Origin of the sequence: Nonomuraea sp. H19, from assembly GCF_052068215.1 — a bacterium.
In the GTDB taxonomy this organism is placed as follows: Bacteria; Actinomycetota; Actinomycetes; order Streptosporangiales; family Streptosporangiaceae; genus Nonomuraea.
In genome coordinates this window covers 415,044-437,219 of record NZ_JBQHCV010000003.1, presented here as the reverse complement: position 1 = coordinate 437,219, position 22,176 = coordinate 415,044, and the positions used below count along the sequence as shown (strand labels likewise).

Sequence of the window (22,176 nt, the reverse complement as noted above, 5' to 3'; positions counted from 1 at the left end):
AAAACAAGCCACTTGCATGATCGGCTCGCCGCGAGTGCGCTGTCAACGCCTTATTTTCGGTCTGTTAATTTTCGCCATTCAGGCATAGTTCTTGTACGGCGATGGCACCTCCCTTGTCTCCCGCATCCTCCGCGCGTAATGTCACCCACGGCACCATAAACCCCTTTTATGAGTGGATGGTTTCCATGGCCGAACATCCCCACCTCGCCATCGCCAGCGGTTTCTACGACGCTCTCGCCAAGGGCGACCTGGACCACCTGCGCGACCAGCTCCTCGCCGACGACGTGGTCTTCCACGTGCCGGGCCGCGGCCCACTGGCCCGCGACTACACCGGCAAGGAAGCGGTGCTCGGCTACCTGGCGGGGCTCGCCCAGGCCACCTCCGGCACGTTGCGGCTTGAGCCGGAGAGGTTCCTTGCCGGCGAGGACCACGTCGCCGCGGTCCTGCGCATCCACGCCGAGCGCGACGGCCGCACGCTTGACGACCACGGCATGCAACTCCTCCGGATCGCCGATGGCAAGATCAGCGAACGGTCGAGTTACCCGCACAACCCCTATGCCGTGGACGAGTTCTTCGCCTGACTCTCCAACGCGCCGGACGAGGCGGGTCAGCAGGCCTCGTCCAGCTCGTCCTCCCACACCTTCACGTAGCCGCTCAACCGGGCCCGGTCGGCGTAGTGCTCGGGGTCATCGCAGGCGAGCGTGGCCAGGCCGTCCACGTAGCGGTTGTACATGCAGAACGCCGCCGCGATCAGCACGGTGTCGTGGATCTCCAGGTCTGTGGCGCCCGCCGCCCTGGCCGCGTTCACGTGCTCGCCGGTGACCTCCTGCCCGCCGCGCTGCACCGCGCCCGCGATGGCCAGCAGAGCCTTGAGCTGAGGGCTGATCGGGGCGGTGTCAGGGTCGGCGCGGATCTGGTCGATCAGCGCCATCCCCTCCGGCATCCGGATGGCGGCGAAGGCCGCGTGCGTGTGGTAGCAGAACCGGCACCGGTTGAGCGACGACACGTACGCCGCGATCACCTCGCGTTCGCCGCGGCTCAGCGTGCTGTCACCGCACAGGAGCACCTCCGAGAGCTGAACCAGCGGCTGTGCCGTCTCCGGCCGATAGCGGAACAGCCCTCGGATGCCCGGCTCGTCGGATACCAACGTGATGTGCGGCCTCGTCCCGCCGGCGTGATTGACGAATTCCCGCTGGCGGAGCGGCCATCGCGTCTCGCGTGCGACGGCAGGTGAAAACGCATCCGTCATTTCGCCCCTTCCATAGTCTGATCGTTACAGACTTCAGTGTGCGGGGCGTGAGCCTGCCGAATCCGGCCCGCCGGTAGCATTTAGCTGTTCGCCGCCGACCGCTTGCTGTCATGCCGCCGGCTGGCGTTTTGCCGCCGCCTGGCTATCGCATATGCGAAGGCTCCGCGTTTCGGCCGACCACGGGCTATGCGAGCGCCGTGAGGAGGCCGATCGTCAGGGCGGTGCGCTCCGGGATGTGCTCGATCAGGACGTGCTCGTGGCGGGCGTGCGCCCCATCGCCCACCGCGCCCATGCCGTCCAGCACGGGACGCCCCAGCGCCGAGACGAAGTTCCCATCGCTGGCGCCCCCGACCGACGCCTCGTCCAGCAGCCACCCGAACCCGGCCGCCACCACCTGCGCCTCCTTGAACAGCCGCTGCGAGGAGGGGTTCGGCGTCATGGGCGGCCGGTTCCACTCGCCGGTCACGGAAACCGTCACCCGCGGATCGGAGGCCCGCAGGTCGGCGAACACGTCGTCGATGCGCCCCATCTCGGACGGATCGGTCACCCGCACATCGACGCCGCAGCTCGCGTGCCCGGCCGCGACGTTGCGCCCCGTCCCGCCGCTGATCAGCCCTACGTTCACGGTCGTGCCGCGCTCGTGCGAGGCGGAGCCCGCCAGCGTGGTGACGATCTCGGCCAGCGCGTGGATGGCGCTCGCGCCCGCGTACGGGTCGAGCCCCGCGTGCGCCTCGACGCCGGTCACCCGCACGTTGAACAGCCCCACGCCCTTGCGCGCCGTCTTCAAAGCGCCGTCGAGAGACGCCTCGAAGACCAGGCTGGCCAGCGCGTCCTCGCTGGCCGCCTCGATGTGCTCGCGCGAGGCCGGGCTGCCGATCTCCTCGTCCCCGTTGAACAGGAACCGCACGCTGGGATGCGGCAGCCCCAGCTCGCGCAGCCCCCGCAGCGCCCAGATGGCCTGCACCAGGCCGGACTTCATGTCGAACACGCCGGGCCCCGTGGCCTTGCCCTCCACCACCGCGAACGGCCAGCCGGCCAGCGTCCCCGTCGGCCAGACCGTGTCGTAGTGGGCGAGCATGAGCACGGTCCCCGGTGCGGTGCCCTGGTAGGTGATCTCCAGGACGTCACCGTACTGGCCGCAGTCGTGCAGGACCTCCTCGTCCGGCGTCCCGAGGAGTTCGACGGCCCGGGCGCGGATCATCCGCAGCCCCTTGACCAGCATGGCCTTGTCGTAGCTGTGGGTTTCCAGCTCCACCACGGCCTTGAGGTCGGCGAGCATGGCCGGGAGGGCCTGCCGGGTCCAGTCGGTGATCAACACGGGAATCCTTCCAGAGGTACTAACGTACGGGCGCCCCAGGCCCGAGCGGGATGCCGAGCCACCAGAACGCGAAGAAGAGCAGCGTCCACACGACGAGCAGGGTGAGCGCCAGCGGGATGGTCATCGAGGCCAGTGTGCCGATCCCGGCCGCCCGGCGGTAACGCTGCAGGAAGCCCAGCGCCATCACGAAGTACGGGCTCATCGGCGTGATCGCGTTGGTGCAGGAGTCGGCGATGCGATAGAGGGCCTGGGTGTATTCGGGCGGGATGTTGAGCAGCATCAGCATCGGCACGAACACCGGACCCACCAGTGCCCACTGCGCCGACCCGCTGGTCACCACGAGGTTGATCAGGGTGACGACGAGCAGGATGCCGAGGAACACCACGGGACCGCTCACCCCGGCCGACTTGAGCAGCCCCGCCCCGTTGATCGCGATGATCTCGCCGATGCCGGTCCACTTGAAGTACGCCAGGAACTGCGAGATCGCGAAGAACAGCACCAGGATCGGCGTCATCTCGCGGAGCCCGTGGGCCATGAAGCCGGGGATGTCCCTGCTGCTCGTGACCGTGCTGGCCGCCCTGCCGTACGCCCATCCGACGGCCAGGAACGCCAGCCCGAGGAAGATCGCGATTGAGGAGAGCAACGGCGACTGCACGATGCTGCCGTTCTCGCCGCGCAGCGGCGAGCCCGAGGGCAGTACGGCGGCTACCACCGCGACCACGAACACCACGAGCGCGATCAGCGCAGCCCGCAGCCCGCGGCGCTCCTCGGCGCTGAGCTCCAGCGACCCGAGATCGGACTCGTCGGCGTCCGGATCGACCGGGATCGACTCGACCCGGCGCGCCAGCACCCGCTCGGTCACCAGCGTGATGACCCCGGCCAGCACCAGGGACGAGGTGAGCGAGAAGAAGTAGTTGGCCAGCGGCGTGACCACGTAGGCGGGGTCGATGGTGTGCGCGGCGGCCGTGGTCAGCCCCGACAGGATCGCGTCGACCGGCGTGATCAGCGGGCTGGCGTCGTAGCCGGCCGAGATCGACACGAACGCCACCACGATGCCCAGGATCGGGCTGCGGCCCACCGCGCGGAAGGCCAGCGCCCCGAGCGGGATGAGCACGACGTACGCGCGTCGGAGGCCACATGCGCCACCATGCCGGTGAACGACAGCGCGAACGTCACCCACTTCGGCGACACCTTCGACACCCCGGACCGCAGCACGGCCGCCAGCAGCCCGGAGCGCTCGGCCACCGCGACGCCGAGCATCACGACCAGGATCGTGCCGAGCGGCGGGAACGACGTGAAGTTCTCGATCGCGTCGCCGACCATCATCCGCACGCCGTCGTCGGACAGCAGGTTCTTGGCCACGACGGTCTTGCCGGTCGCCGGGTTGGCCGCGGCCACCCCGGCGGCCGCCAGGCCCCAGCTCACCAGGGCCAGCAGCGCGCTGAGGATGACGAAGAGCCAGAACGGATGAGGCAGCTTGTTGCCGAGTCGCTCGATGCCGCTCAGCGCGCGCAGCACCGCGTTCAGCGAACGCGATCCCGTCGCGGACGCGGTCGTCCCCACGGTGCCCGCCTCCCTTTACCGTATTACGGTCATCCATTACACGGGCACATGACATCTCTTGACAAGTCATCGTCTGTCATGAACTCGCGAAAGGGGACGTTTTACCGCGGCGTTACAAAGGTCATGCGGTGGGGTTGGGTTCGCGTAGCGGCAGGCGTACCTCGAACCAGGTGTCGCCGGGCACCGAGCGCACCTTGATCTCGCCGCCGTGCCGGCCCGCCACGATCCGGTAGGAGATGTCCAGCCCGAGTCCTGTGCCCTGGCCCACGCTCTTGGTGGTGAAGAACGGCTCGAAGATGCGCTCCTTGATCGCCTCGGGCACGCCGGGTCCCGTGTCGCCGATCTCGACGATCGCCTCGTCCTCGTCGTGCGCGGTGCGGATGGTCAGCGTGCCCGACTCGCCCATCGCGTCGAGCGCGTTGTGGATCAGGTTCGTCCACACCTGGTTGAGCTCGCCCGCGTAGCAGGGGATGAGCGGCAGCGTGCGGTCATAGTCGGTGACCACGGTGATGCCGGGCGGGATCTTGCCGCGGAAGATCGCGACCGTGCTGTCGAGCAGGTCGTGCACGTCGATCTGCTGGAAGGGCGCTCGGTCCATCTGCGAATACTGCTTGGCCGAGCGGATCAGCGAGGTGATGCGCTCGGTCGCCTCCGTCACCTCGCCGAGCATCTGCGAGATCTCGATGGCCTCGGCCAGCCAGTGCAGCGCCGCCGGGGCGTGCTGCTCGCCCACCTTGGTGCGGATCTTCTCCAGATCCTTGCCCGAGAACCCGGCGTTGACCAGCGCGGGAGCCATGTCCCACGCGTCCTCGACGCCCAGCTCCTCCAGCGCCTCGCCCAGCTCGTCCTCGGCGTCGGAGATCTCCAGCGGGGAGCGCTGCGGCAGCTTGCCCAGGTTGCTCGTGCACGCCTCCTGCGCCTCGATCAGCGTGCGCAGCTTCTCCGGCGGGATGCCGTCCTGGGCGAGCTGGGCGAGCTGGATGCGCGAGCTCTTGATCAGCGAGCGCAGCTCGCTCACCGCCCGCACGGCCGCCGCGGCCGGGTTGTTCAGCTCGTGGGTGAGCCCGGCGGTGATCGTGCCGAGCGCGGTCAGCCGCTGGCGCCTGTCGATGATCTCCCGCTGCATGCGGCCGCCGGACAGCAGGCCGTCGAGCAGGTGCATCGCCATCGGGAACCACTCGACCACGATGTAGGCGAACTTCTTGGCCGGCAGCAGGAACATCCGCGAGGGCGCGGTGGCGCGCAGCGTGTGCTGGTAGGTGTCCGGTGCCCGTTCTCCGAGGTAGGCCGAGGTCGCGCCGCCGTACACGCCGGGCTGGGAGGTGCGGGGCATCGCGACGGTGCCGGCGCTGACCGTCTCGCTGCTCATCTGGATCTCGCCCTCGATCAGCACCGCGAAGCACTCGGCCGGGTCGCCCTGCCGCAGGATGACCTCGTCCGCCTCGTAGGACCGCACCCTGCCGCTGCCCGCCAGCTTGGTGAGCTGCTCGTCGGTCAGCCGCTCGAACAGGAAAAGCTTGCGCAGCTCGTCGATGTCAATGGTGGTCCCGGTCATGATGTCGCTCATTGCTTCTCCAGATAGCGGTGCACGAGCGCGACGGCCATCGCGCCCTCCCCGACGGCGGAGGCCACCCTCTTGATCGAGTCCGCCCGCACGTCGCCCGCGGCCAGCACCCCGGGCACGTTGGTCTCCAGGAAGTACGGCTCACGCCGCAGCGGCCAGTTACGCGGCCGCCGCCCGCCCTGGACCAGGTCGGGACCCGTCAGGACGAACCCCTTCGCGTCCCGTTCGATCGTCTCGCCCAGCCACGACGTGTACGGCTCCGCGCCGATGAACACGAACATCCACTGGGCGTCGACCGTACGCTCCTCGCCCTTGGTCGACAGCGTCAGCCGCTCCAGATGGCCGTCACCGCCACCACCGACGACCTCCGTCTGGAGGTGCACGTCGATGTTGGGCATCGCGGCGATCTGCTCGATGAGGTAATGGGACATGGACTTCTCCAAGCCGTCACCCCTCACCAACAAGTGGACCTTGCTCGCGAATCCCGCCAGGTAGACGGCCGCCTGCCCGGCCGAGTTGGCCGCGCCCACGACGTGGACCTCGGCGTCCGTGCACGCGGGCGCCTCGGTCAGCGCCGCGCCGTAGAAGACGCCCCGCCCGACGAACTCGTCGAGCCCCGGCGCCTGCAGGCGGCGGTAGGTGACGCCGGTCGCCAGGATCACCGCGTGCGCCGCGATCTCCCCGCCGTCCTTGAACCCGATCACGCGCGCCTGCCCGCGTGGCTCCAGCATGGTCACCTTGCGCGCCGTCAGCAGCTCGGCCCCGAACTTCAGCGCCTGCCTGCGTGCCCGGTCCGCGAGCTGCTGACCGGAGACGCCGTCGGGGAAGCCCAGGTAGTTCTCGATCCTGGAGCTCTGGCCCGCCTGCCCGCCCGAGGAGTGCGCCTCGACCAGCACCGTGTTGAGCCCCTCTGAGGCGCCGTAGACGGCCGCGCCGAGCCCGGCCGGGCCGCCGCCCACCACGATCAGGTCGTAGAAGTCGGTGGCCGGGGTCCTCGACAGCCCCACCGCCGTGGCCAGCGTGGCCTGGTCGGGCGACTCCAGCGTGGTGCCGTCGGCGGTCACCACCAGCGGCAGATGGCAGCCCTCGCCGGCCGCCTTCACCAGTTGCGCGCCCTCCGGATCCTCCGCCAGCAGCCACTGGTAGGGCACGTGGTTGCGGGCCAGGAAGTCCCGCACCTGGTACGACGGCGCCGACCACCGGTCGCCCACCACCCGCAGCTCGGACCGCTCCACCCGCTCGGTACGCAGCCACGCGTCAAGCTGGCCGTCGATCACCGGGTAGAACTTCTCCTCCGGCGGATCCCACGGCTTGAGCAGGTAATGGTCCAGGTCCACCACGTTGATCGCCTGGATCGCCGCGTCGGTGTCGGCGTAGGCGGTCAGCAGCACGCGGCGCGCGTACGGGTACATGTCCATGGCGGCCTCGAGGAACTGCACACCGTTCATCTGCGGCATGCGGTAGTCGGCCAGGATCGCCGCCACCTCGTCGCCGCGCAGCCGCATCTCCCTGACCGCGTCGATGCCGTCGCCGGCCGTCTCGGCACGGACAATCCGGTATTCCTGGCCATAGCGGCGTCTCAAGTCGCGGGCGACCGCCCGCGAGACGCCTGGGTCGTCGTCCACCGTCACGATGACCGGCTTGTCCATGCCCTACCTTCTCCCCTGGGTCCCACCAATAAGAAACCTACTCAAAACGGACTGCCGCCCTATTGTCCTATGCCCGGTCGAAGACCGTCGGTGGAGACACCGCTACCTGTGGTGGACCGCTGAACGCAGCAGCCCGCTTCGCAGACTTCTCACCAGTACCCACGAAGGATGCCACGTGCGGCGGAGTAGGCGGGCACCCGCTCATATCATGTCCGGATGGGCACCCGCGACCGCATCATCGACGCTGCTGAGCAGGCCATTCACGAGTTCGGCATCGCGGGGGCGACGACCAAGCGGATCGCCCGGCAGGCGGGCTGCTCCGAGGCGCTGCTCTACAAGCATTTCCCCGGCAAGGAGGCGCTGTTCCTGGCGGTCCTGCTGGAACGGCTGCCCGCACTCGGCCCCGCCCTGGCCCGGTTGCGGCTGAGCGAGGGGCAGGGCGACGTGGCCGCGAACCTGACCGAGTTCGCGGTGGCGGCGGTCGAGTTCTACATCAAGGCGTCGGCCATCGCCTCGGGCGTGCTGGCCGATCCCTCGCTCATGACGGGGTTCAGGACCATGCTCGCCAAGACGGGCGGCGGCCCGCACCTGCCGATCCTGGCACTGGCCGAGATCATCGGGGGCGAGCAGCAGGCCGGTCGGCTGGACGCGGGCATGGACCCGCAGGCCGCCGCAGCCATGCTGATGGGCGCCTGCTTCCACCGGGCGAACCTGTCGTACTTCATCGACCTGCCCGACGACACCGCCACCTGGGCGGCCACGCTCGTGGAGACGCTGATCAGGCGATGACGCGGCTCTCGCCGCCGTCCACTAGCATCGACACCCCGGTCACGAACGAGGCCCGCTCGCTGGCCAGGAACGCCACCACGTCCCCGACCTCCTCGGGCCGTCCGATGCGGCCGACCGGCACCGCCTTGCCCCGTTCGGCCAGCACTTCCTCCCCGCCCGCCAGCTCCCGCAGCCGATCGGTGTCGATGGGCCCCGGCATCACGTTGTTGATCAGCACGCCGTCGCCGCCCGCCTCGCGGGCCACCGTGCGCACGACCCCGGCCACGGCCGAGCGGGTGGCGTTGGACAACGCCAGCCCGTCCAGCGCCTCGCGGGCCGACCTGCTGGTGATCGTGACGATCCGGCCCCACCCGCGCGAGCGCATCTCCGGCAGGACCGCATGGATCAGGCGTACGGTGCCGAGCAGGTTGCGCTGGACGGCGACATCCCAGTCGGCCAGGGACATCTCGTCGAAGCGCCCGGCCGGCGGCCCGCCCGCGTTGGCCACGAGGATGTCGATCGGGCCGAGCACGCCGCGCGTCTCCTCGACGATGCGCCGGGCGGCGGCCGGATCCTCCACGTCGGCCAGCACGGCGTGCACGACCTTGCCGAACTCCTGCAGCTCCACCACCGCGTCCGCGAGCCGTTCCGGGTTGCGGGCGGTGACGCACACGTCGCAGCCCTCCCGCGCCAGGCTCTTGGCCGCGGCGAGTCCGATGCCGGCGCTGCCTCCGGTGACGAGGGCGACCTTGCCCGAGATGCCGAGATCCATAGGGGCGACTATAGATCGGATACGGTCATTCCGGCTGCACGCGGGCCAGCTTGTCCGGGTTGAGCATGCCGTAGATGCCCTTGATGAGGCCGTCGCGGATGTCGATCACAACGAGCTGGTTCATCCTGCCGACCCGCGTCCAGATCGCCGGCGCGCCGTTGACGTCGACCAGCCGCGCCCCGGTGAAGTCGTAGCGGGCCGCGAGCCCGGCCAGGAACCGCGCCACCTTGTCCCTGCCGGCGATCGGCCGCAGCGCCGCCCGTACCTTGCCGCCCCCGTCGTTCCAGGCCACGACGTCCTCGTGGAACAGCTCGGTGAGCGCGCCCAGATCGCCGCCGGCCGCCGCTTCCATGAACGTCACCAGCAGCCTGACGTGATCCTCCGAGGACGGCCGGAACTTGTCGCGCCCCTCGGCCACCCGCGCCGAGGCGCGGTGGTGCATCTGCCGGGCGTTGGCCACCGAGGAGCCGACGATCTCCGCGATCTCGTCGTACGGCAGCTCGAACGCCTCCCGCAGCACGAACACCGCCCGCTCCGGCGGCGAGAGCCGCTCCATCATGTGCAGCGTCGCGTATGAGACGGTGTCGCGCAGCTCGGCCGTGTCCAGCGGCCCCGCCTCCGTGGTCAGCACCGGCTCGGGCAGCCAGGGCCCGGTGTACGCCTCCCGCTTCACCCGCGCCGAGCGGAGCTGGTCGAGCGCCAGCCGCGAGACCACGGTCACCAGGAAGGCCCGCGGCTCCCTGATCTCGCTCTGGTCGGTGCCCTGCCACCGCAGCCAGGCCTCCTGCACGACGTCCTCCGCGTCCCACATGCTGCCGAGCATCCGGTAGGCCAGCCCGAGCAGCAGCGGACGGTAGTCCTCGAAATCCACGGCAGGCATCATTGCTGAACCTGGTCATGTACGCCACGCCGAACGCGCCCACGGCCATCCTGGCGATGAACGCCGACAGGACGGGACAGGAGAGCCGGATGTGACGGCTTATGGGTAGAAAAGCCACGACAACCATGATGAGCTGGGCGAGTGGCGAGAAATCTGATCCTGTCAGGAGGCCTGTTCCACGACTTCGCCGCCACGTCGGCCGCGCTCGCGGACGTGCTCGCCGAGGTCGGGATCGAGTCCGAGATCACCGAGGACATCGCGGGCGCATTGCGCGAACCGCCGGAGGTCCAGCTCATCACCGTCAACGCGCTGCGCTGGCAGATGGCCCAGGACCGCTTCGCCGACCTGCGCGCCGAGTGGCGCTTCGCCTTACCGGCCGAGGCCCGCACGACGATCCTCGACCATCTGGACCGGGGCGGCGGGCTGCTGTGCATGCACTCCGCGTCGATCTGCTTCGACGACTGGCAGGGCTGGCCGCGCGTCCTGGGCGGCTGCTGGACCTGGCCCAAGTCCCACCACCCGCCGCTGGGCTGGACGGGCGTGCGCGTCCACGGGACGCATCCGGTGGTGGAGGGACTGCGCGACTTCGACGTGGTGGACGAGGTCTACAGCGACCTCGACATCCTGCCCGACGTCGAGCCGCTGGCCTCGTCGAACGGCCAGCCGCTGATCTGGGCGCGGCCGGTGCGGCGGGGGCGGGTGTTCTACGACGCGCTGGGCCACGACACCAGGTCGTACGACAACGAGGTGCACCGGACGCTGCTCCAGCGGGCGGCGCTCTGGCTGCTGAAACGGCCGGTCACGATCCGGGAATGACGCGATCCCCGGGCTCGGAGCCCGGGGATCGCTTCATGGCCGCTTACTCGTTCAGGTCCGACGGCTTCGGGCCGCCGTAGATGGGATTCTTCGGCAGGCGTTCCTCGGTCACCATCAGGAGGACGACACCCGCCTCCGCGGGATACGCCTCCCAGACGATCCAGCCTTCGCCGACCTCGGCCTGCTGCTTGTCCTGCTCCACCCCGTAGCCCTCAGAGTCCGGACCCGGGGTGATGACCTGGAAGACCGCCTTCAGGCCGCGCCGGCGGACCTCGGCGAGGACCTCGCCCACGGTCCTCTCGTCGACGCGGAAGCCCTCGAGCATTCCGTCCTTCCTCGTGGCCACGCGGCTGCTCCGGTACTTCTCCCCAGGCTCTGCCGCCCGGCCGACCCGGACGGCGGCCCAGCCGGCCCAGTCGCGGGGCACCTTGACGGTGATCGCGCAGCCGTCCTGGCCGACCACGCAGCCCTCGGGCATCGTGCTGCTGGTGATGGACTCGCCGTTGCTCGCCAGCGGCCCGCTCACGCTCATGCTCATGAGCTTGCCTGCCTCGCTCGGGGCAGCGGGCACCACCTCGAGGTTCACGTTCAGGCCGACGGCCTTGAAGCCCTCCGTGTACTTCGCATGGTCGGCGAGCGGGTCCTTGATGGTCGCGACGTACGTGTCACCGCGTAGTTCGATGTCGATCGCCGCGTTGGCGTAGGAGGTGGCGGGGCCCTGCTCGCCGAGGACGGCAGGTCCGATCACGGCCGCCGCCGCGAGACCCGCGGCGATCACAGCGCCGAAGGTCAGGCGGCGTGCCCCCGAAGGCAGGCGCCTGGCACGCTCCAGTACGGGCTCCTCGGCGGTGATCGAGGCGAGGAGCGCCCGCGCCCCCGCGCCGGACGCCTGCCCCGACAGGTCCTCGTCGCGGACCCTGGCGAGGTGCTTCAGCTCGTTCATGTGGACTCCATGAGCAGGTGGCTGACGGAGACGCCGGCGACGGCCAGTGCCTTGGACAAGCGCTTGCGGGCGCGGTAGAGCCGGATGCGCACGGCGTTGCGCGAGCAGTCCAGGACCGTGGCGATCTGGCCGTGGTCCAGGCCCTCCCAGGCGACCAGCGAGATCAGCTCCCGGTCGCTCTCGGAAAGCTCGCGGAAGGCCCGCGCGATCGCGCCGAGCTCGACGCTGCCCTCGGGGGAGCGGGCGTACAGGTCGGCGATGTCGGTGTCGAGCGCCACGTGGCGGGAACGCCGCCGGTCCTGGCCGCGCCGGTGGTTGGCCAGCACGTTCCTGGCCACCCCGTAGAGCCACAGTCTGGCGCCGTCGCCCGCCGGCATCCTGTCGGCGCGGCGCCAGGCGATGGCGAACGTCTCGGCGACCACGTCGGCGGCGTCCTCGGGGGAGTCGCACCGGCGCATGGCGTATCCGAGTATGTGCTCGTATGTCTGTGTGTAAACGGCCTCGAACCGGTTCTTCCGGTCGTCATCCACGGGCGATCCCCATGGTCGGCCTCCTCGTATCGGGATTGGGACACCCGATACATGTCGGCGGCCCTGTCGGCATTTCAGCCGATTTTTCACCGTACGAGCAGCGCGGCGCTCCCGTAACTGCCGCCGAACCCTGTCACCAGCGCCACCTCGCGCCCGGCCCGCAGCTCCCGTACGGCCTGCGCCACGTTGTTCAGCCCGTGCACGTAGCCCTCGGAGAGCAGGCCGCCGTGCGGGTTGACCCAGGCGTGCCGCCGCTCCAGCAAATACGCCCCCAGATCCGCGCGCGCGACCAGGCCGAAGTCCTCCAGTTGCCGGGGCACCAGCCACGAATACGCGTCGTACGGCAGCGCCACGTCCACGTCGGACGGCCGCATACCGGACGCCTCCCACAGCATGGGCGCCACGTACGCCGAGAAGACCGCGCTCACGTCGGGCGCGCGGTCCATCGACGAGCAGCCGGGCCCTCCACCGCGCACCACCGCCCGGACGCGCGGCCCGTCGAGCGCGCCGCTGACCACGAGCGCGCATGCCCCGTCGGTCTCCTGGCAGCAGTCGACGGTGCGCAAGGGGGTGCAGACGTACGGCCTGGCGAGGTAGTCGCCGAGTTCGAGCGGCTCGCGGCGCATCGCCCGGGGGTTGGCCTTGGCGTTGTCCCTGGATTGGGCGACGACCGCGTGCAGGTGCTCTTCCGTCAGCCCCGTGTCGTGCAGGTAGCGGGTCGCGGCCAGGGCGAACAGGGGGATGGGGCCCGCGAGGCCGTACGTGAAGCGCTCCTGGGGGCCGGTGGAGACGGTGTTCATGCGCTTGCCGGAGCGACCGTTGAGCGCCCTAAATATCAAAATATTTCGGGCTAAACCGGCGTCTATGAGCATCGCTGCGTCGCCCAGGATCGACGCCGCCTGCGTGCCCCCTCCGGCGATGTCGTTGTGCCACCCGAGCCGCTCGATCCCCAGGGCGCGGGCGACCTGCACGACGGGCGCGGAGTCGTTCATGTGGTAGCTGAGCAGCGCGTCCACCTCGCGCGGGCCGATCCCCGCGTCCGCGCAGGCCGCCCGGCACGCCTCGGCCGCGAGCTCCAGCTCGGTGCGCCCGGATTCCCTGCTCAGCGCCGTCATCCCGACCCCGGCCACGGCCGCCCGCCCGGCGAAGGGCTGCATGCCCCCTCCTCTGGTCATCCGCCGCTCACGCTAACATGGGCAAGCGCTTGCTAGGTTAGCCGGTGTGGACCGGAAGTATCACTACCAATGGGGTGACTCGCATCTTCACGGAAGCTGTCACGTCTTGTAATACGGAAGTGCGATCAACCGATAGCCCATCACCATCACCCCGAGGTGAGCGATGGATCTGCGCTATGTCAGGTACGCGATGGCGATCGCACGGGCAGGCAGCCTCCGCCGGGCCGCCGCCGCACTGCATATCGCCCAGCCCACGCTGTCGGAGCAGCTCAAGGCACTGGAGAAGGAGATCGGCGTCGAGCTGTTCAGCCGCTCGTCCAGCGGCGTGCAGCTCACCGAGGCGGGTGAGGCGTTCCTCGCCCAGGCCACCGTCGCGGTGGACGCCTTCGAGCGGGCCGTGGCCGCGGCCAGGAGCAAGGGCCACACCGCGCGCCTTGGCGTGGCCGACGGGCTGGCCGACGTGGTCGCCCGGCTGCTGACGCAGCTCCAGAGCATGCGCCTGCGCGTGGCGCCGATGGGCACGGCCGAGCAGATCGTCTCGATCGTCGACGGCACCCTGCAGGCCGGGCTCGGCTACGCGCCCGGCTCACTGCCGAGGGGCGTGGCCCGGATGCTGCTCCATCGTTTCCCCGTGCGCGCGCTGCTCCACCGCGACCATCATTTGGCCGCGTCCGAGACGCTGTCGCTGTCGGACCTGGCGGCGGAGCCGCTGATCATGCCCGAATCCGACGCGGTGGCGGGCGCCCGCCGTTTCCTGGAGGGTTTCGTACGCCACCGCCTCCACCCTCGCCTCGGCCCGGCCGCGGCCACTCACGACCTGGCGATCACCATGGTGGAGCGTGGCACCGGGTACACGCTCTGCGTCCACGAGGGCACGTCGGTGCCGGAAGCCTTGACCTTCATCCCGATCAAGGAGGACGTCCCCCCGCTCGAAGTCGTCTTCCTCTGGAACCGCCAGGCCGAGGTGCCCGAGCTGGTCAGCGCCGCCCGGCACGTCGCCCGCTCTGGATAGCGCTAATATCTAGCGATGCGCATCTCCGAGCTCAGCGCCAAGTCCGGGGTGGCCATCCCGACGATCAAGTACTACCTGCGCGAAGGCCTGCTGCGCCAGGGTGAGCAGACGGCCGCGACCCGGGCGGAATACGACGACTCCCACCTGCGCAGGCTTCGCCTGATCCGGGCCCTGCTCGAGGTCGGCAAGCTCCCCGTGGCCTCGATCAAGCAGGTCATCGAAGCCGTCGAGGACGAGTCGCTGCCCGTCCACGAGGTGCTCGGGACAGCCCACTACGCCCTGGGGCCCACCGTCGAGCCCGAGCCCGGCGAGGACTGGCAGGCCGCCCGCGACCAGGTGGACCGCCTCATCGCCGACCTGGGCTGGAACGTCCACCCCTCGGCCCCCACCCGCGACGAGCTCGCCCAGACCGTGGTCCGGATGCGTCAGCTCGGCGTGCCCGTCGACCTGACCCCGTACGTCGAGGCCGCCCAGAAGCTGGTGTCCGAGGTCGAGATGGACTCCATCCCGTTCCACGGGCCGCCCGAGGCCGCCGTGGAGGCCATGGTGCTGGGCTCGGTGCTGTACGGGAAGGCGTTCGACGCGCTGCGCCGCATGGCCCAGGAGTCGGAGTCCGCCCGCCGCCTCAAATGAGGCTGTTCGCGCGCAGGACCTGGACGGCGTGGACGGTTGCGGCCCCGCGCCAGTCCATCGCGCCGGCGGGCGAGATCCGCACGTAGTCCACGGTCCAGCCGCCGTCGTCCCGCTGCTCGCCGGCCAGCCGTACCAGGTCGGTGGCGATCACCTCGGGGTCGAAGAGGTCGCGCGCGGGCCGGCCGGGGTACGGCGCGAAGTCCAGGGGCCGCAGCGCCTCGTCCGCGGTGCCGCCCTCGACGGGTACCCTGCCGTCCGCCGGAATGAGCGCGCCGAGCCGCTTGAGCAGGTCGGCGGCCCGGGGCTGGGAGTCGTACACCGCGTCGAGGAAGCGCACGGCGAAGACCAGCACGTAGGCGTGCGGCCGCTCGTCCAGCTCCTGGATCGCGTCGAGGCAGTAGCGCGTGGCCCGCTCCAGCCACGGATGCGCGGCCACGGCCGGGTCGTGGGCGGCGACGCGGTGGGCGGCCGCCGCGGAAATGGAGGTGATCTGCAGGGACGAGTCCTTCGGGTCGCCGCCCGCCCACCAAGGGGCGGTGCCGTCGGAGAGGGTGACCGGCAACGCGAACGGCAGCCCGCCATCGGGCAGCGTGACCGACTCCAGCCAGTCGCACAGCATCGCGGCCTGCGGGGAGGTCTGCGGGGCCACGTCCGTGAGCGCCTCGAAGGCGTGCAGCGCCGCCCCGGGCTGGCTCTCCGGAGAGCGCAGGTCGGGCTCCAGGCCCCAGCCGTAGCCGCCGTCCGGGTTGCGGTACGCCTCCAGCGACGCCAGCACGCCGGCCGCGTCGCCGTCACCCATGATCAGGTCGTAGCGGCGGCGGTCCAGCACGCGCGCGTGGGTCGCCATGAAACCGGGGATCGCGGAAAGGTTCACTTTCATGAGGCCATCGTGCCCATGGCGCCGGCCTGCAGTCTTGTAAGTTCCGGACACAATGGGGGGATGGACGGCGACACGGCCCGCGCGAAGTTCGGCGGGGAGCGAGTGGCGCGTCTCGGCACCGTGAGCGGCGCCGGGGCGCCCCACCTGGTGCCGGTCGTCTTCGCCGTCGCCGGTGGCCGGGTGGTGACGGCGATCGACCACAAGCCCAAGACGACCACCGCGCTCCGGCGGCTGCGCAACATCCAGGGGAATCCGCGGGTCAGCTTACTGGCCGACCACTACGACGAGGACTGGACGCGGCTGTGGTGGGTACGCGCCGACGGCCTGGCCCACGTCGTCGAGGACGGCCCTGAAGCCGAGGCCGCGCTCGACGCGCTGGTGGCCAAATACGACCAATACCGCGAGCGCCGCCCCGCCGGGCCGGTGATCGTCGTGGAGGTGACCCGCTGGAGCGGCTGGGCCTTCACCCCCGGATGAAGCGGGCGGTTACGGGGCGGCCGTGAAGGCGGCGTGCAGGGCTTTCGCGTCGGCCGCGGGGAGCAGGGCGCGGGCCGCCAGCCAGGCCGCCGCGCCCGCCGCGTCGCCCGCCGTCGTGACGGTCTCGCCCGCCAGCAGCTCCGTCACGGCCCGCCGTACCGGCCCTTCGCTCGTCAGCACGCTCCCGGCGAGCACCACCGGGCCGGACACGTGCACCCGCCTGAGCGTGGTGACCAGGTGGCCGGCGGCTTCGTGCACGATCTGGACGGCCATCGGGTCGCCTGCTTCGGCGGCCCGGCTGACCAGTGAGGACAGGGCGGCCAGCCGCATGTGGCCGGCCTGCGCCAGCCGTACGATGCGGTCGGCGATGGCACGCGGCGTGGCCGGCCGCTCGTCGCCGAGGAAGTCCCGCGCCACGAGCTCGACCAGCAGGCCCTCGGCGGGGCCCCGGTCGAACGCCTCGACCACCGCCCTGGCCGCCGCCCGCCCGATCCAGAACCCCGATCCCTTGTCGCCCAGCAGCCACCCCAGCCCGTCCGCGATCACGTCGAGCCCGTAGTCCACGATCCTGGCCGCCACCGCGCCCGTGCCGGACAGCAGCAGCGACCCGTCGGGCTCTGCTGACCCGGCGGCATAGGCGATCGGCACGTCGCCCATGTAACGCGGCCCTTCGGCGATGCCATGATCGGCCCAGACCTTCGCCAGCGCGGGCACCATCTCCGCGACCTGCCCCGCGACCCCGGCCAGCGAGGCCACCACCCGGGCGCCGTCGTACGGCCCGAGCGCCCGGCTGAGCGCCTCGTCGACCGCCGCCACCGCCTTGACCAGCCCGTGAGCGCTCGGATTGCCCGCCCCCGCGCGCGCATAGCCCACCCGCGTGCCGTCGAGCGCGTGCACGGCGACCCGCGTCGAGGTGGCGCCGGCGTCGACGCCGACGACTAGCGATTTCGTCACGGTCCGAGTCTGGGGGTTGACGCGACCGGGAAGCAAGAATAATTTTCGCCAGAAGACCGGGTATTCGGAAGGAATATTCGTGACTTCAGGAGCGCTTGGGCGCGTCGAAACAGAACTACCCGGTTTGCCGGAGGCGTTGCGCAGAGTCGGCGAGGTGATACTCGGCGATCCTGCCGAGGCCGCGCGGTCGACCATCATCGCGCTGGCCGAGCGGGCCGGCAGCTCACCGGCGACCGTGACCAGGTTCTGCCGGGCGTTCGGCTTCTCGGGCTACGCCGAGCTGCGCGTCGCGCTCGCCACCGAGACCGGCCGGGCCGCGCAGGCGGGCTGGGGCGCGGGCGTCGGCCATGAGATCGGTCCCGACGACCCGCTCGACGCCGCCATCGAGGTGATGGCCGCCGCCGACACCAGGCTCATCCAGGACACCGCCGCGCAGCTCGACCTCGACGTGGTCGCCAAGGTGGCCGACGCCATCGTGGCCGCTCCGCGAGTGCTCCTGGTCGGGGTCTCCACCAGCGGGAACGTCGCCACCATGCTGGAAGGCCGGCTGCGCCGCATCGGCATCCCCGGCTGGAGCGCGGGCGACGCGCACGTGGCCCTGTCGGACGCGGCGCTGCTCAAGCAGGGGGACGTGGCCATCGGCATCAGCCACCGGGGCCGCACCCGTGAGGTCATGGAGGCGCTGGCCGAGGCGGGCAGCCATGGCGCCACGACGGTCGCGGTCACCTCCTTCGCCCGCTCCCCGCTGGCCGATCTGGCCGATCTGGTGCTGACCACGGCCAGCAGGGAGACGACGTTCCGGCTCGGCGGGCTGGCCGCCGTGCACTCGCAGCTGTTCGTGCTGGACGCCGTCTACGTGGCGGTCGCCCAACGCACCTACGAACGTACGAACGAGGCGTTCGAGCGGACGATCAGGGCCGTCGAGGGCCATCGGGTGGAGAGAGGCTGAATGACATTCGCATCCAAGGTCCTCGACCTGGCCCACCAGGTCGCCGAGAACCAGGCGGAGCCGGTCAAGAAGGCGGCCGCGCTGGTGGTGGCCTCCATCCGGGCGGACGGCGTGGTCAACGCGTTCGGCTCGGGGCATTCCGAGGCCATCGCCATGGAGATCGCCGGACGGGCCGGCGGCCTCGTGCCCAGCAACCGCCTCTCGCCCAGGGACCTCGTCCTGTACGGGGGCCACCCGGCCGGCGTGCTGACCCCGGAGCTGGAACGGGACCCGGCCATCGCGCACGAGATCTACGACCTGGCGCCGGTCGCGCCGCAGGACGTGTTCGTGCTGATCTCCAGCTCGGGCGTGAACGGCACCGTCGTCGAACTGGCCACGATCGTCAAGGACCGCGGCCATCCGCTGATCGCGATCACCTCGGTCCAGCACAGCACCCGGATGACCTCGCGCCACCCGTCGGGCGCCAAGCTGCTCGACCTGGCCGACGTCGTGCTGGACAACGGCGCTCCGTACGGGGACGCCATCCTCGACCTGCCCGGCGGCGGCCGTTACGGCGCGGTGTCCACGATCACCTCCGCGTTGCTCGCGCAGATGGTGGTCACCGAGGCGGTGGACGAACTCGTGGCGCTGGGCGAGACGCCTCCCATCTACCTGTCGGTGAACGTGACCGGCGGTGACGAGCACAACAAAGCCCTGGAGAGCCGATACGCAGGGCGTATCCGACGTGGATCATGAATAGTCAGGAGCAGTCGTAATGCCGAATACCCCCCACCTCAGCAGGCGTGAGCTCCTTCGCGGCGCCGCGCTCGTGCCCGTGGCAGGGGCGCTGGCCGCGTGTGCCACACCCGCCTCCAAGCCCGCCGCCACCGCCTCGTCGGCGCCGGTCGCGACCAGCGCCGCCAACCCGTTCGGGGTGGCGGCCGACAAGCCGCTGGAGGTGTGGATCTTCGACGGCGGCTTCGGCCAGGATTATGCCAAGAACATCCACCAGCCGCTGTTCAAGACCAAATACGCCAACGTCGAGATCAAGCACAACGCGACCAAGGAGATCACCAAGGTCCTCCAGCCGCGCTTCGCCGGTGGCAACCCGCCGGAAGTGATCGACAACTCCGGTGCCAACTTCATGGACTTCGGCGCTCTGTCCCAGGACGGGCAGCTCCAGGACCTGACCCCGCTGCTGGACGCGCCGAGCTGGGACGACCCGAACGTCAAGGTCAGAGACACCATCGACCAGTCCGTCATCGACATCGGCACCTATGACGGCAAGTTCAGCGTGCTCGGCTACGTCAACTACATCCACGGCATCTGGTATTCGCAGAAGGTGTTCAGGGACAACGGCTGGCAGATCCCGAAGACCTGGGACGAGTTCCTCAAGCTCTGCGAAACGATCAAGAAGTCCGGGAAGATGGCGCCCTTCACCTATGCCGGAAAGTTCCCGCAGTATCTCTACGAGCCGCTGCTGACGATGGCCGCGAAGATCGGCGGCAACGAGGTGCTCGTCAACATCGACAACCTCGAAGACGGCGCCTGGACCACCGAGGCCATGAAGACCGCCGCCACGGCCTGGGCCGAGGTCGGCGCCAAATACCTCATGGAGGGCACCACCGGCCTCGACCACGTGCAGACCCAGACCGCCCAGAACAAGTACAAGGTCGCCATGCTGCCCTCCGGCTCCTGGCTGGAGAACGAGCAGAAGACCACCACCCCGCCCGACTTCGAGTATGGGATGTTCCCGATCCCCGACTTCACCAGCTCGGACAAGATGCCCTACGGCACCCTGCACACCCAGCCGGGCGAGAACTTCATCGTCTCGGCCAAGAGCGCCCATCCCCAGGCGGGCATGGAATACCTGCGGGCCATGGTGTCGAAGAAGGCGGCCGGGGACTTCAGCGAGCTGGTGCGCACCATGACCGTGGTGAAGGGCGCGACCGAGGGCCGTGAGATCTCACCGGGCGTGACGAGCGCCTCCAAGGCCGTCGCCGACGCGGGCACGAACACCGTCTACTACCGCTGGTTCAACTGGTACGCCCAGCTCAAGGACGAGGCCATCGCCGCCACCGGCGAGCTCATGTCCGGCGGGCTCAAGCCGGACGCGTACCTGGAGCGCATCCAGAAGAAGGCCGACGAGATCAAGAACGACTCCTCGATCAAGAAGTACAAGCGCACATGATGTTCAACAGGTATCGCCGTGGGCTGTTCATCACCTCGTTCCTGGCAGCCCCGGTGATTCTCTACCTGGTTTATGTGATCTCGCCGTACCTCCAGGCGTTCTACATCGCGATGACGGACTGGCGCGGCGTGACGGCCACGCCTGCGTTCATCGGCCTGGACAACTTCAAGCGGCTGTTCAACGACAGCGTCTTCTGGCAGGCGGTCACGCACAACGGCGCGCTGCTCGTCCTGCTGCCGCTGATCACGATCGTCATCGCCCTGTTCTTCGCCTTCCTGCTCAACGTGGGCGGAGCGCAGAGCAACGCCGGGATCGGTGGGTCGAAGTTCTACCGGGTGGTGTTCTTCTTTCCGCAGGTCCTGGCGGTCGCCGTGGTGGCCGTGCTGTTCCAGCAGGTGTTCCGCCCGGACGGCAGCGGCATGCTGAACGCGCCGCTGATGGCGCTCGGGTTCGATCCGGTCGGGTTCCTGTCCGACCGGGACGTGGCGTTCTGGTCGGTGCTGGGGGTGATGGTCTGGCAGGCGGTCGGCTTCTACGTGGTGCTGTTCTCCGCCGGTCTGGCCTCCATCCCCAAGGACATGTTCGAGGCGGCGCAGATCGACGGTGCGGGCCGGGTCACCCTGTTCTTCCGCGTCACGCTGCCGCTGCTGTGGGACACCGTCCAGGTGGCCTGGGTCTATCTGGGCATTCTCGCGCTGGACGTGTTCGCGATCGTGTGGGTGATGACCCTCCAGCACGGCGGCCCGGACAGGGCGACCACGGTCATGGCCACCGAGATCTACCGCAGTGCTTTCGAACACTTCAGGTTCGGCTACGCCTCGGCGCTCGGCGTCGTGATGTTCTTCTTCACCGTCGGATTCGCGATCATCTCGCTTCGCCTGTCCCGGCGCGAACGGATTGAGTACTGATGACATCGATGACCTCGTGGACCGTGGCGAACTCCCGCAAACTCGCCCGCCAGGAACGCCGGCGCCGGCTGGGCCCGCTCGGGCTGCTGTCGCACCTCGCGCTCGTGGTGTGGACCGTCCTCGTGGTGGTGCCGATCCTGTGGACGTTCCTGGCGTCGGTCAAGAGCGAGGAAGAGATCTTCGGTGACGCCTGGTCACTGCCGGCCGCGTTGCGCTGGGACAACTTCGAGCGGGCCTGGAACAACTTCCACATCGGTCAGTACCTGCTCAACAGCGTCATCGTGGTGTCGTTCAGCACGTTCGGCACGATGCTCATCGGGTCGATGGCGGCGTACGTGCTGGCTCGCTATCCGTTCCGGGGCAACCGGGCGTTCTATCTGTTGTTCGTCTCCGGGCTGGCCTTCCCCGTCTACCTGGCCCTGACGCCGCTGTTCTTCGTGGTGCAGAACATGGGGAACGTGCCGCTGGTCGGGCCGTTCATCGGGTTGAACACGCATGCCGGGCTGGTGCTGGTCTACATCGCCTATTCGATGCCGTTCACCGTGTTCTTCCTGTCGGCGTTCTTCCGTACGCTGCCGACGGCGGTGGCGGAGGCGGCCATGGTGGACGGGGCGTCCCACACCCGGGTGTTCTTCCAGATCATGCTGCCGATGGCCAGGCCCGGCATCGTCAGCATCACGATCTTCAACATCCTGGGCCAGTGGAACCAGTACCAGCTGCCGCTGGTGCTGCTCCAGGACCGGGAGATGTGGGTGCTCCCTCAAGGCATCGCCGACATTTCGGCTGCCGCGGGATATGACCAGGACTGGTCGGCCATGTTCGCGGCCCTGACCCTGGCCATCCTCCCCATGTTGATCATCTACACGGTCTTCCAGCGCCAGATCCAGTCCGGCCTGACCTCGGGAGCGCTGAAGTAGGAGACGGGGACGGCTATATAGCCGCCATGCCGGACATGCCGGGCTTAAG

22 protein-coding genes and 1 pseudogene are annotated in these 22,176 nt (G+C 69.6%); 11 read left to right on the top strand and 12 right to left on the bottom strand.

Annotation, left to right across the window (positions count from 1 at the left end; genetic code table 11):
* Positions 1-185: 185 nt before the first annotated feature.
* The gene (locus ACTMTI_RS08760) at positions 186-581 is read left to right on the top strand and encodes a nuclear transport factor 2 family protein (protein ID WP_441119383.1); all 396 of its coding nucleotides are present in this window, start codon (positions 186-188) and stop codon (positions 579-581) included.
* Positions 582-607: 26 nt separating this feature from the next.
* Here the strand turns inward: ACTMTI_RS08760 and ACTMTI_RS08755 are convergent, their stop codons facing one another.
* From ACTMTI_RS08755 to ACTMTI_RS08735, 5 genes and pseudogenes are all read right to left on the bottom strand, one after another.
* Entirely contained in the window at positions 608-1,249 is a 642-nt protein-coding gene (locus tag ACTMTI_RS08755; RefSeq protein WP_441119382.1) for a carboxymuconolactone decarboxylase family protein, read from the bottom strand.
* 184 nt (positions 1,250-1,433) lie between these two features.
* Positions 1,434-2,567 carry a M20 family metallopeptidase gene (locus ACTMTI_RS08750; protein ID WP_441119380.1) on the bottom strand — a complete coding sequence of 378 codons (1,134 nt, stop codon included), beginning with the start codon at positions 2,565-2,567 and terminating at the stop codon, positions 1,434-1,436.
* A gap of 19 nt (positions 2,568-2,586) precedes the next feature.
* Positions 2,587-4,094: pseudogene (locus tag ACTMTI_RS08745) on the bottom strand (AbgT family transporter).
* Positions 4,095-4,251: 157 nt separating this feature from the next.
* Positions 4,252-5,697 (bottom strand): ATP-binding protein, encoded by a 1,446-nt coding sequence (locus tag ACTMTI_RS08740; protein ID WP_441119379.1) that lies wholly within the window; start codon positions 5,695-5,697, stop codon positions 4,252-4,254.
* Complete coding sequence (locus ACTMTI_RS08735; RefSeq protein ID WP_441119378.1) at positions 5,694-7,343, bottom strand: FAD-dependent oxidoreductase; 1,650 nt, start codon at positions 7,341-7,343, stop codon at positions 5,694-5,696. Before ACTMTI_RS08735 ends, ACTMTI_RS08740 begins: the two co-directional genes overlap by 4 nt.
* 216 nt (positions 7,344-7,559) lie before the next feature.
* Here ACTMTI_RS08735 and ACTMTI_RS08730 point away from each other — a divergent pair, with 216 nt between their 5' ends.
* Positions 7,560-8,132, top strand: coding sequence for a TetR/AcrR family transcriptional regulator (locus tag ACTMTI_RS08730; RefSeq protein ID WP_441119377.1), 573 nt, complete (start codon positions 7,560-7,562; stop codon positions 8,130-8,132).
* On the opposite strand, the gene ACTMTI_RS08725 is transcribed toward ACTMTI_RS08730, so the two are convergent.
* Together ACTMTI_RS08725 and ACTMTI_RS08720 are read right to left on the bottom strand one after the other, a co-directional pair.
* The gene (locus ACTMTI_RS08725) at positions 8,122-8,883 is read right to left on the bottom strand and encodes an SDR family oxidoreductase (protein WP_441119376.1); all 762 of its coding nucleotides are present in this window, start codon (positions 8,881-8,883) and stop codon (positions 8,122-8,124) included. The genes ACTMTI_RS08730 and ACTMTI_RS08725 overlap by 11 nt on opposite strands.
* 25 nt (positions 8,884-8,908) lie before the next feature.
* The gene (locus tag ACTMTI_RS08720; protein ID WP_441119547.1) at positions 8,909-9,763 is read right to left on the bottom strand and encodes an RNA polymerase sigma-70 factor; all 855 of its coding nucleotides are present in this window, start codon (positions 9,761-9,763) and stop codon (positions 8,909-8,911) included.
* Between the two features lie 141 nt (positions 9,764-9,904).
* Between ACTMTI_RS08720 and ACTMTI_RS08715 the strand changes: the two genes are divergently transcribed.
* Positions 9,905-10,579 (top strand): ThuA domain-containing protein, encoded by a 675-nt coding sequence (locus ACTMTI_RS08715; RefSeq protein ID WP_441119375.1) that lies wholly within the window; start codon positions 9,905-9,907, stop codon positions 10,577-10,579.
* 43 nt (positions 10,580-10,622) lie between these two features.
* Here ACTMTI_RS08715 and ACTMTI_RS08710 read toward each other — a convergent pair whose 3' ends face one another.
* From ACTMTI_RS08710 to ACTMTI_RS08700, 3 genes are all read right to left on the bottom strand, one after another.
* Entirely contained in the window at positions 10,623-11,522 is a 900-nt protein-coding gene (locus ACTMTI_RS08710) for a hypothetical protein (protein ID WP_441119374.1), read from the bottom strand.
* A complete protein-coding gene (locus tag ACTMTI_RS08705; protein ID WP_441119373.1) occupies positions 11,519-12,052 on the bottom strand; it encodes an RNA polymerase sigma factor in 534 nt (177 codons plus the stop codon). Before ACTMTI_RS08705 ends, ACTMTI_RS08710 begins: the two co-directional genes overlap by 4 nt.
* Positions 12,053-12,138: 86 nt before the next feature.
* Positions 12,139-13,209, bottom strand: a complete 1,071-nt coding sequence (locus ACTMTI_RS08700) for a thiolase C-terminal domain-containing protein (protein ID WP_441119372.1) — start codon at positions 13,207-13,209, stop codon at positions 12,139-12,141.
* A 181-nt stretch (positions 13,210-13,390) separates the two neighbouring features.
* Between ACTMTI_RS08700 and ACTMTI_RS08695 the strand changes: the two genes are divergently transcribed.
* Positions 13,391-14,239 (top strand): LysR family transcriptional regulator, encoded by an 849-nt coding sequence (locus ACTMTI_RS08695; protein ID WP_441119371.1) that lies wholly within the window; start codon positions 13,391-13,393, stop codon positions 14,237-14,239.
* 15 nt (positions 14,240-14,254) lie between these two features.
* Positions 14,255-14,872, top strand: a complete 618-nt coding sequence (locus ACTMTI_RS08690; RefSeq protein WP_441119370.1) for a MerR family transcriptional regulator — start codon at positions 14,255-14,257, stop codon at positions 14,870-14,872.
* Here ACTMTI_RS08690 and ACTMTI_RS08685 read toward each other — a convergent pair.
* Positions 14,865-15,752, bottom strand: coding sequence for a hypothetical protein (locus ACTMTI_RS08685; RefSeq protein ID WP_441119369.1), 888 nt, complete (start codon positions 15,750-15,752; stop codon positions 14,865-14,867). The two genes, ACTMTI_RS08690 and ACTMTI_RS08685, sit on opposite strands and share 8 nt — an antisense overlap.
* Positions 15,753-15,812: 60 nt before the next feature.
* Between ACTMTI_RS08685 and ACTMTI_RS08680 the strand changes: the two genes are divergently transcribed.
* Positions 15,813-16,229: a TIGR03668 family PPOX class F420-dependent oxidoreductase gene (locus tag ACTMTI_RS08680; protein WP_441119368.1), complete on the top strand. Its 417-nt coding sequence runs from the start codon at positions 15,813-15,815 to the stop codon at positions 16,227-16,229.
* A 9-nt stretch (positions 16,230-16,238) separates the two neighbouring features.
* Here the strand turns inward: ACTMTI_RS08680 and ACTMTI_RS08675 are convergent, their stop codons facing one another.
* Entirely contained in the window at positions 16,239-17,183 is a 945-nt protein-coding gene (locus tag ACTMTI_RS08675) for an N-acetylglucosamine kinase (protein WP_441119366.1), read from the bottom strand.
* A gap of 79 nt (positions 17,184-17,262) precedes the next feature.
* Here ACTMTI_RS08675 and ACTMTI_RS08670 point away from each other — a divergent pair, with 79 nt between their 5' ends.
* Genes ACTMTI_RS08670 through ACTMTI_RS08650 form a run of 5 tightly spaced genes read left to right on the top strand, consistent with a single transcriptional unit; the run spans position 17,263 to position 22,127 of the window.
* A complete protein-coding gene (locus ACTMTI_RS08670) occupies positions 17,263-18,132 on the top strand; it encodes a MurR/RpiR family transcriptional regulator (protein ID WP_441119365.1) in 870 nt (289 codons plus the stop codon).
* Positions 18,133-18,867 carry a sugar isomerase domain-containing protein gene (locus tag ACTMTI_RS08665; RefSeq protein WP_441119364.1) on the top strand — a complete coding sequence of 245 codons (735 nt, stop codon included), beginning with the start codon at positions 18,133-18,135 and terminating at the stop codon, positions 18,865-18,867.
* A gap of 19 nt (positions 18,868-18,886) precedes the next feature.
* The gene (ngcE, locus tag ACTMTI_RS08660) at positions 18,887-20,302 is read left to right on the top strand and encodes an N-acetylglucosamine/diacetylchitobiose ABC transporter substrate-binding protein (RefSeq protein ID WP_441119362.1); all 1,416 of its coding nucleotides are present in this window, start codon (positions 18,887-18,889) and stop codon (positions 20,300-20,302) included.
* Positions 20,299-21,210: a carbohydrate ABC transporter permease gene (locus ACTMTI_RS08655; protein ID WP_441119361.1), complete on the top strand. Its 912-nt coding sequence runs from the start codon at positions 20,299-20,301 to the stop codon at positions 21,208-21,210. Before ngcE ends, ACTMTI_RS08655 begins: the two co-directional genes overlap by 4 nt.
* Positions 21,210-22,127, top strand: a complete 918-nt coding sequence (locus ACTMTI_RS08650; RefSeq protein ID WP_441119359.1) for a carbohydrate ABC transporter permease — start codon at positions 21,210-21,212, stop codon at positions 22,125-22,127. Before ACTMTI_RS08655 ends, ACTMTI_RS08650 begins: the two co-directional genes overlap by 1 nt.
* Positions 22,128-22,176: the final 49 nt, after the last annotated feature.

Excerpts from the sequence above, each read along its gene's own strand:
- ACTMTI_RS08760 (WP_441119383.1), top strand. The coding sequence starts at position 186 with ATGGCCGAACATCCCCACCTCGCCATCGCCAGCGGTTTCTACGACGCT.
- ACTMTI_RS08755 (WP_441119382.1), bottom strand. The coding sequence starts at position 1,249 with ATGACGGATGCGTTTTCACCTGCCGTCGCACGCGAGACGCGATGGCCG.
- ACTMTI_RS08740 (WP_441119379.1), bottom strand. The coding sequence starts at position 5,697 with ATGAGCGACATCATGACCGGGACCACCATTGACATCGACGAGCTGCGC.
- ACTMTI_RS08735 (WP_441119378.1), bottom strand. The coding sequence starts at position 7,343 with ATGGACAAGCCGGTCATCGTGACGGTGGACGACGACCCAGGCGTCTCG.
- ACTMTI_RS08730 (WP_441119377.1), top strand. The coding sequence starts at position 7,560 with ATGGGCACCCGCGACCGCATCATCGACGCTGCTGAGCAGGCCATTCAC.
- ACTMTI_RS08725 (WP_441119376.1), bottom strand. The coding sequence starts at position 8,883 with ATGGATCTCGGCATCTCGGGCAAGGTCGCCCTCGTCACCGGAGGCAGC.
- ACTMTI_RS08720 (WP_441119547.1), bottom strand. The coding sequence starts at position 9,763 with ATGCCTGCCGTGGATTTCGAGGACTACCGTCCGCTGCTGCTCGGGCTG.
- ACTMTI_RS08710 (WP_441119374.1), bottom strand. The coding sequence starts at position 11,522 with ATGAACGAGCTGAAGCACCTCGCCAGGGTCCGCGACGAGGACCTGTCG.
- ACTMTI_RS08700 (WP_441119372.1), bottom strand. The coding sequence starts at position 13,209 with ATGCAGCCCTTCGCCGGGCGGGCGGCCGTGGCCGGGGTCGGGATGACG.
- ACTMTI_RS08695 (WP_441119371.1), top strand. The coding sequence starts at position 13,391 with ATGGATCTGCGCTATGTCAGGTACGCGATGGCGATCGCACGGGCAGGC.
- ACTMTI_RS08690 (WP_441119370.1), top strand. The coding sequence starts at position 14,255 with ATGCGCATCTCCGAGCTCAGCGCCAAGTCCGGGGTGGCCATCCCGACG.
- ACTMTI_RS08685 (WP_441119369.1), bottom strand. The coding sequence starts at position 15,752 with ATGAAAGTGAACCTTTCCGCGATCCCCGGTTTCATGGCGACCCACGCG.
- ACTMTI_RS08680 (WP_441119368.1), top strand. The coding sequence starts at position 15,813 with ATGGACGGCGACACGGCCCGCGCGAAGTTCGGCGGGGAGCGAGTGGCG.
- ACTMTI_RS08665 (WP_441119364.1), top strand. The coding sequence starts at position 18,133 with ATGACATTCGCATCCAAGGTCCTCGACCTGGCCCACCAGGTCGCCGAG.
- ngcE (WP_441119362.1), top strand. The coding sequence starts at position 18,887 with ATGCCGAATACCCCCCACCTCAGCAGGCGTGAGCTCCTTCGCGGCGCC.
- ACTMTI_RS08655 (WP_441119361.1), top strand. The coding sequence starts at position 20,299 with ATGATGTTCAACAGGTATCGCCGTGGGCTGTTCATCACCTCGTTCCTG.
- ACTMTI_RS08650 (WP_441119359.1), top strand. The coding sequence starts at position 21,210 with ATGACATCGATGACCTCGTGGACCGTGGCGAACTCCCGCAAACTCGCC.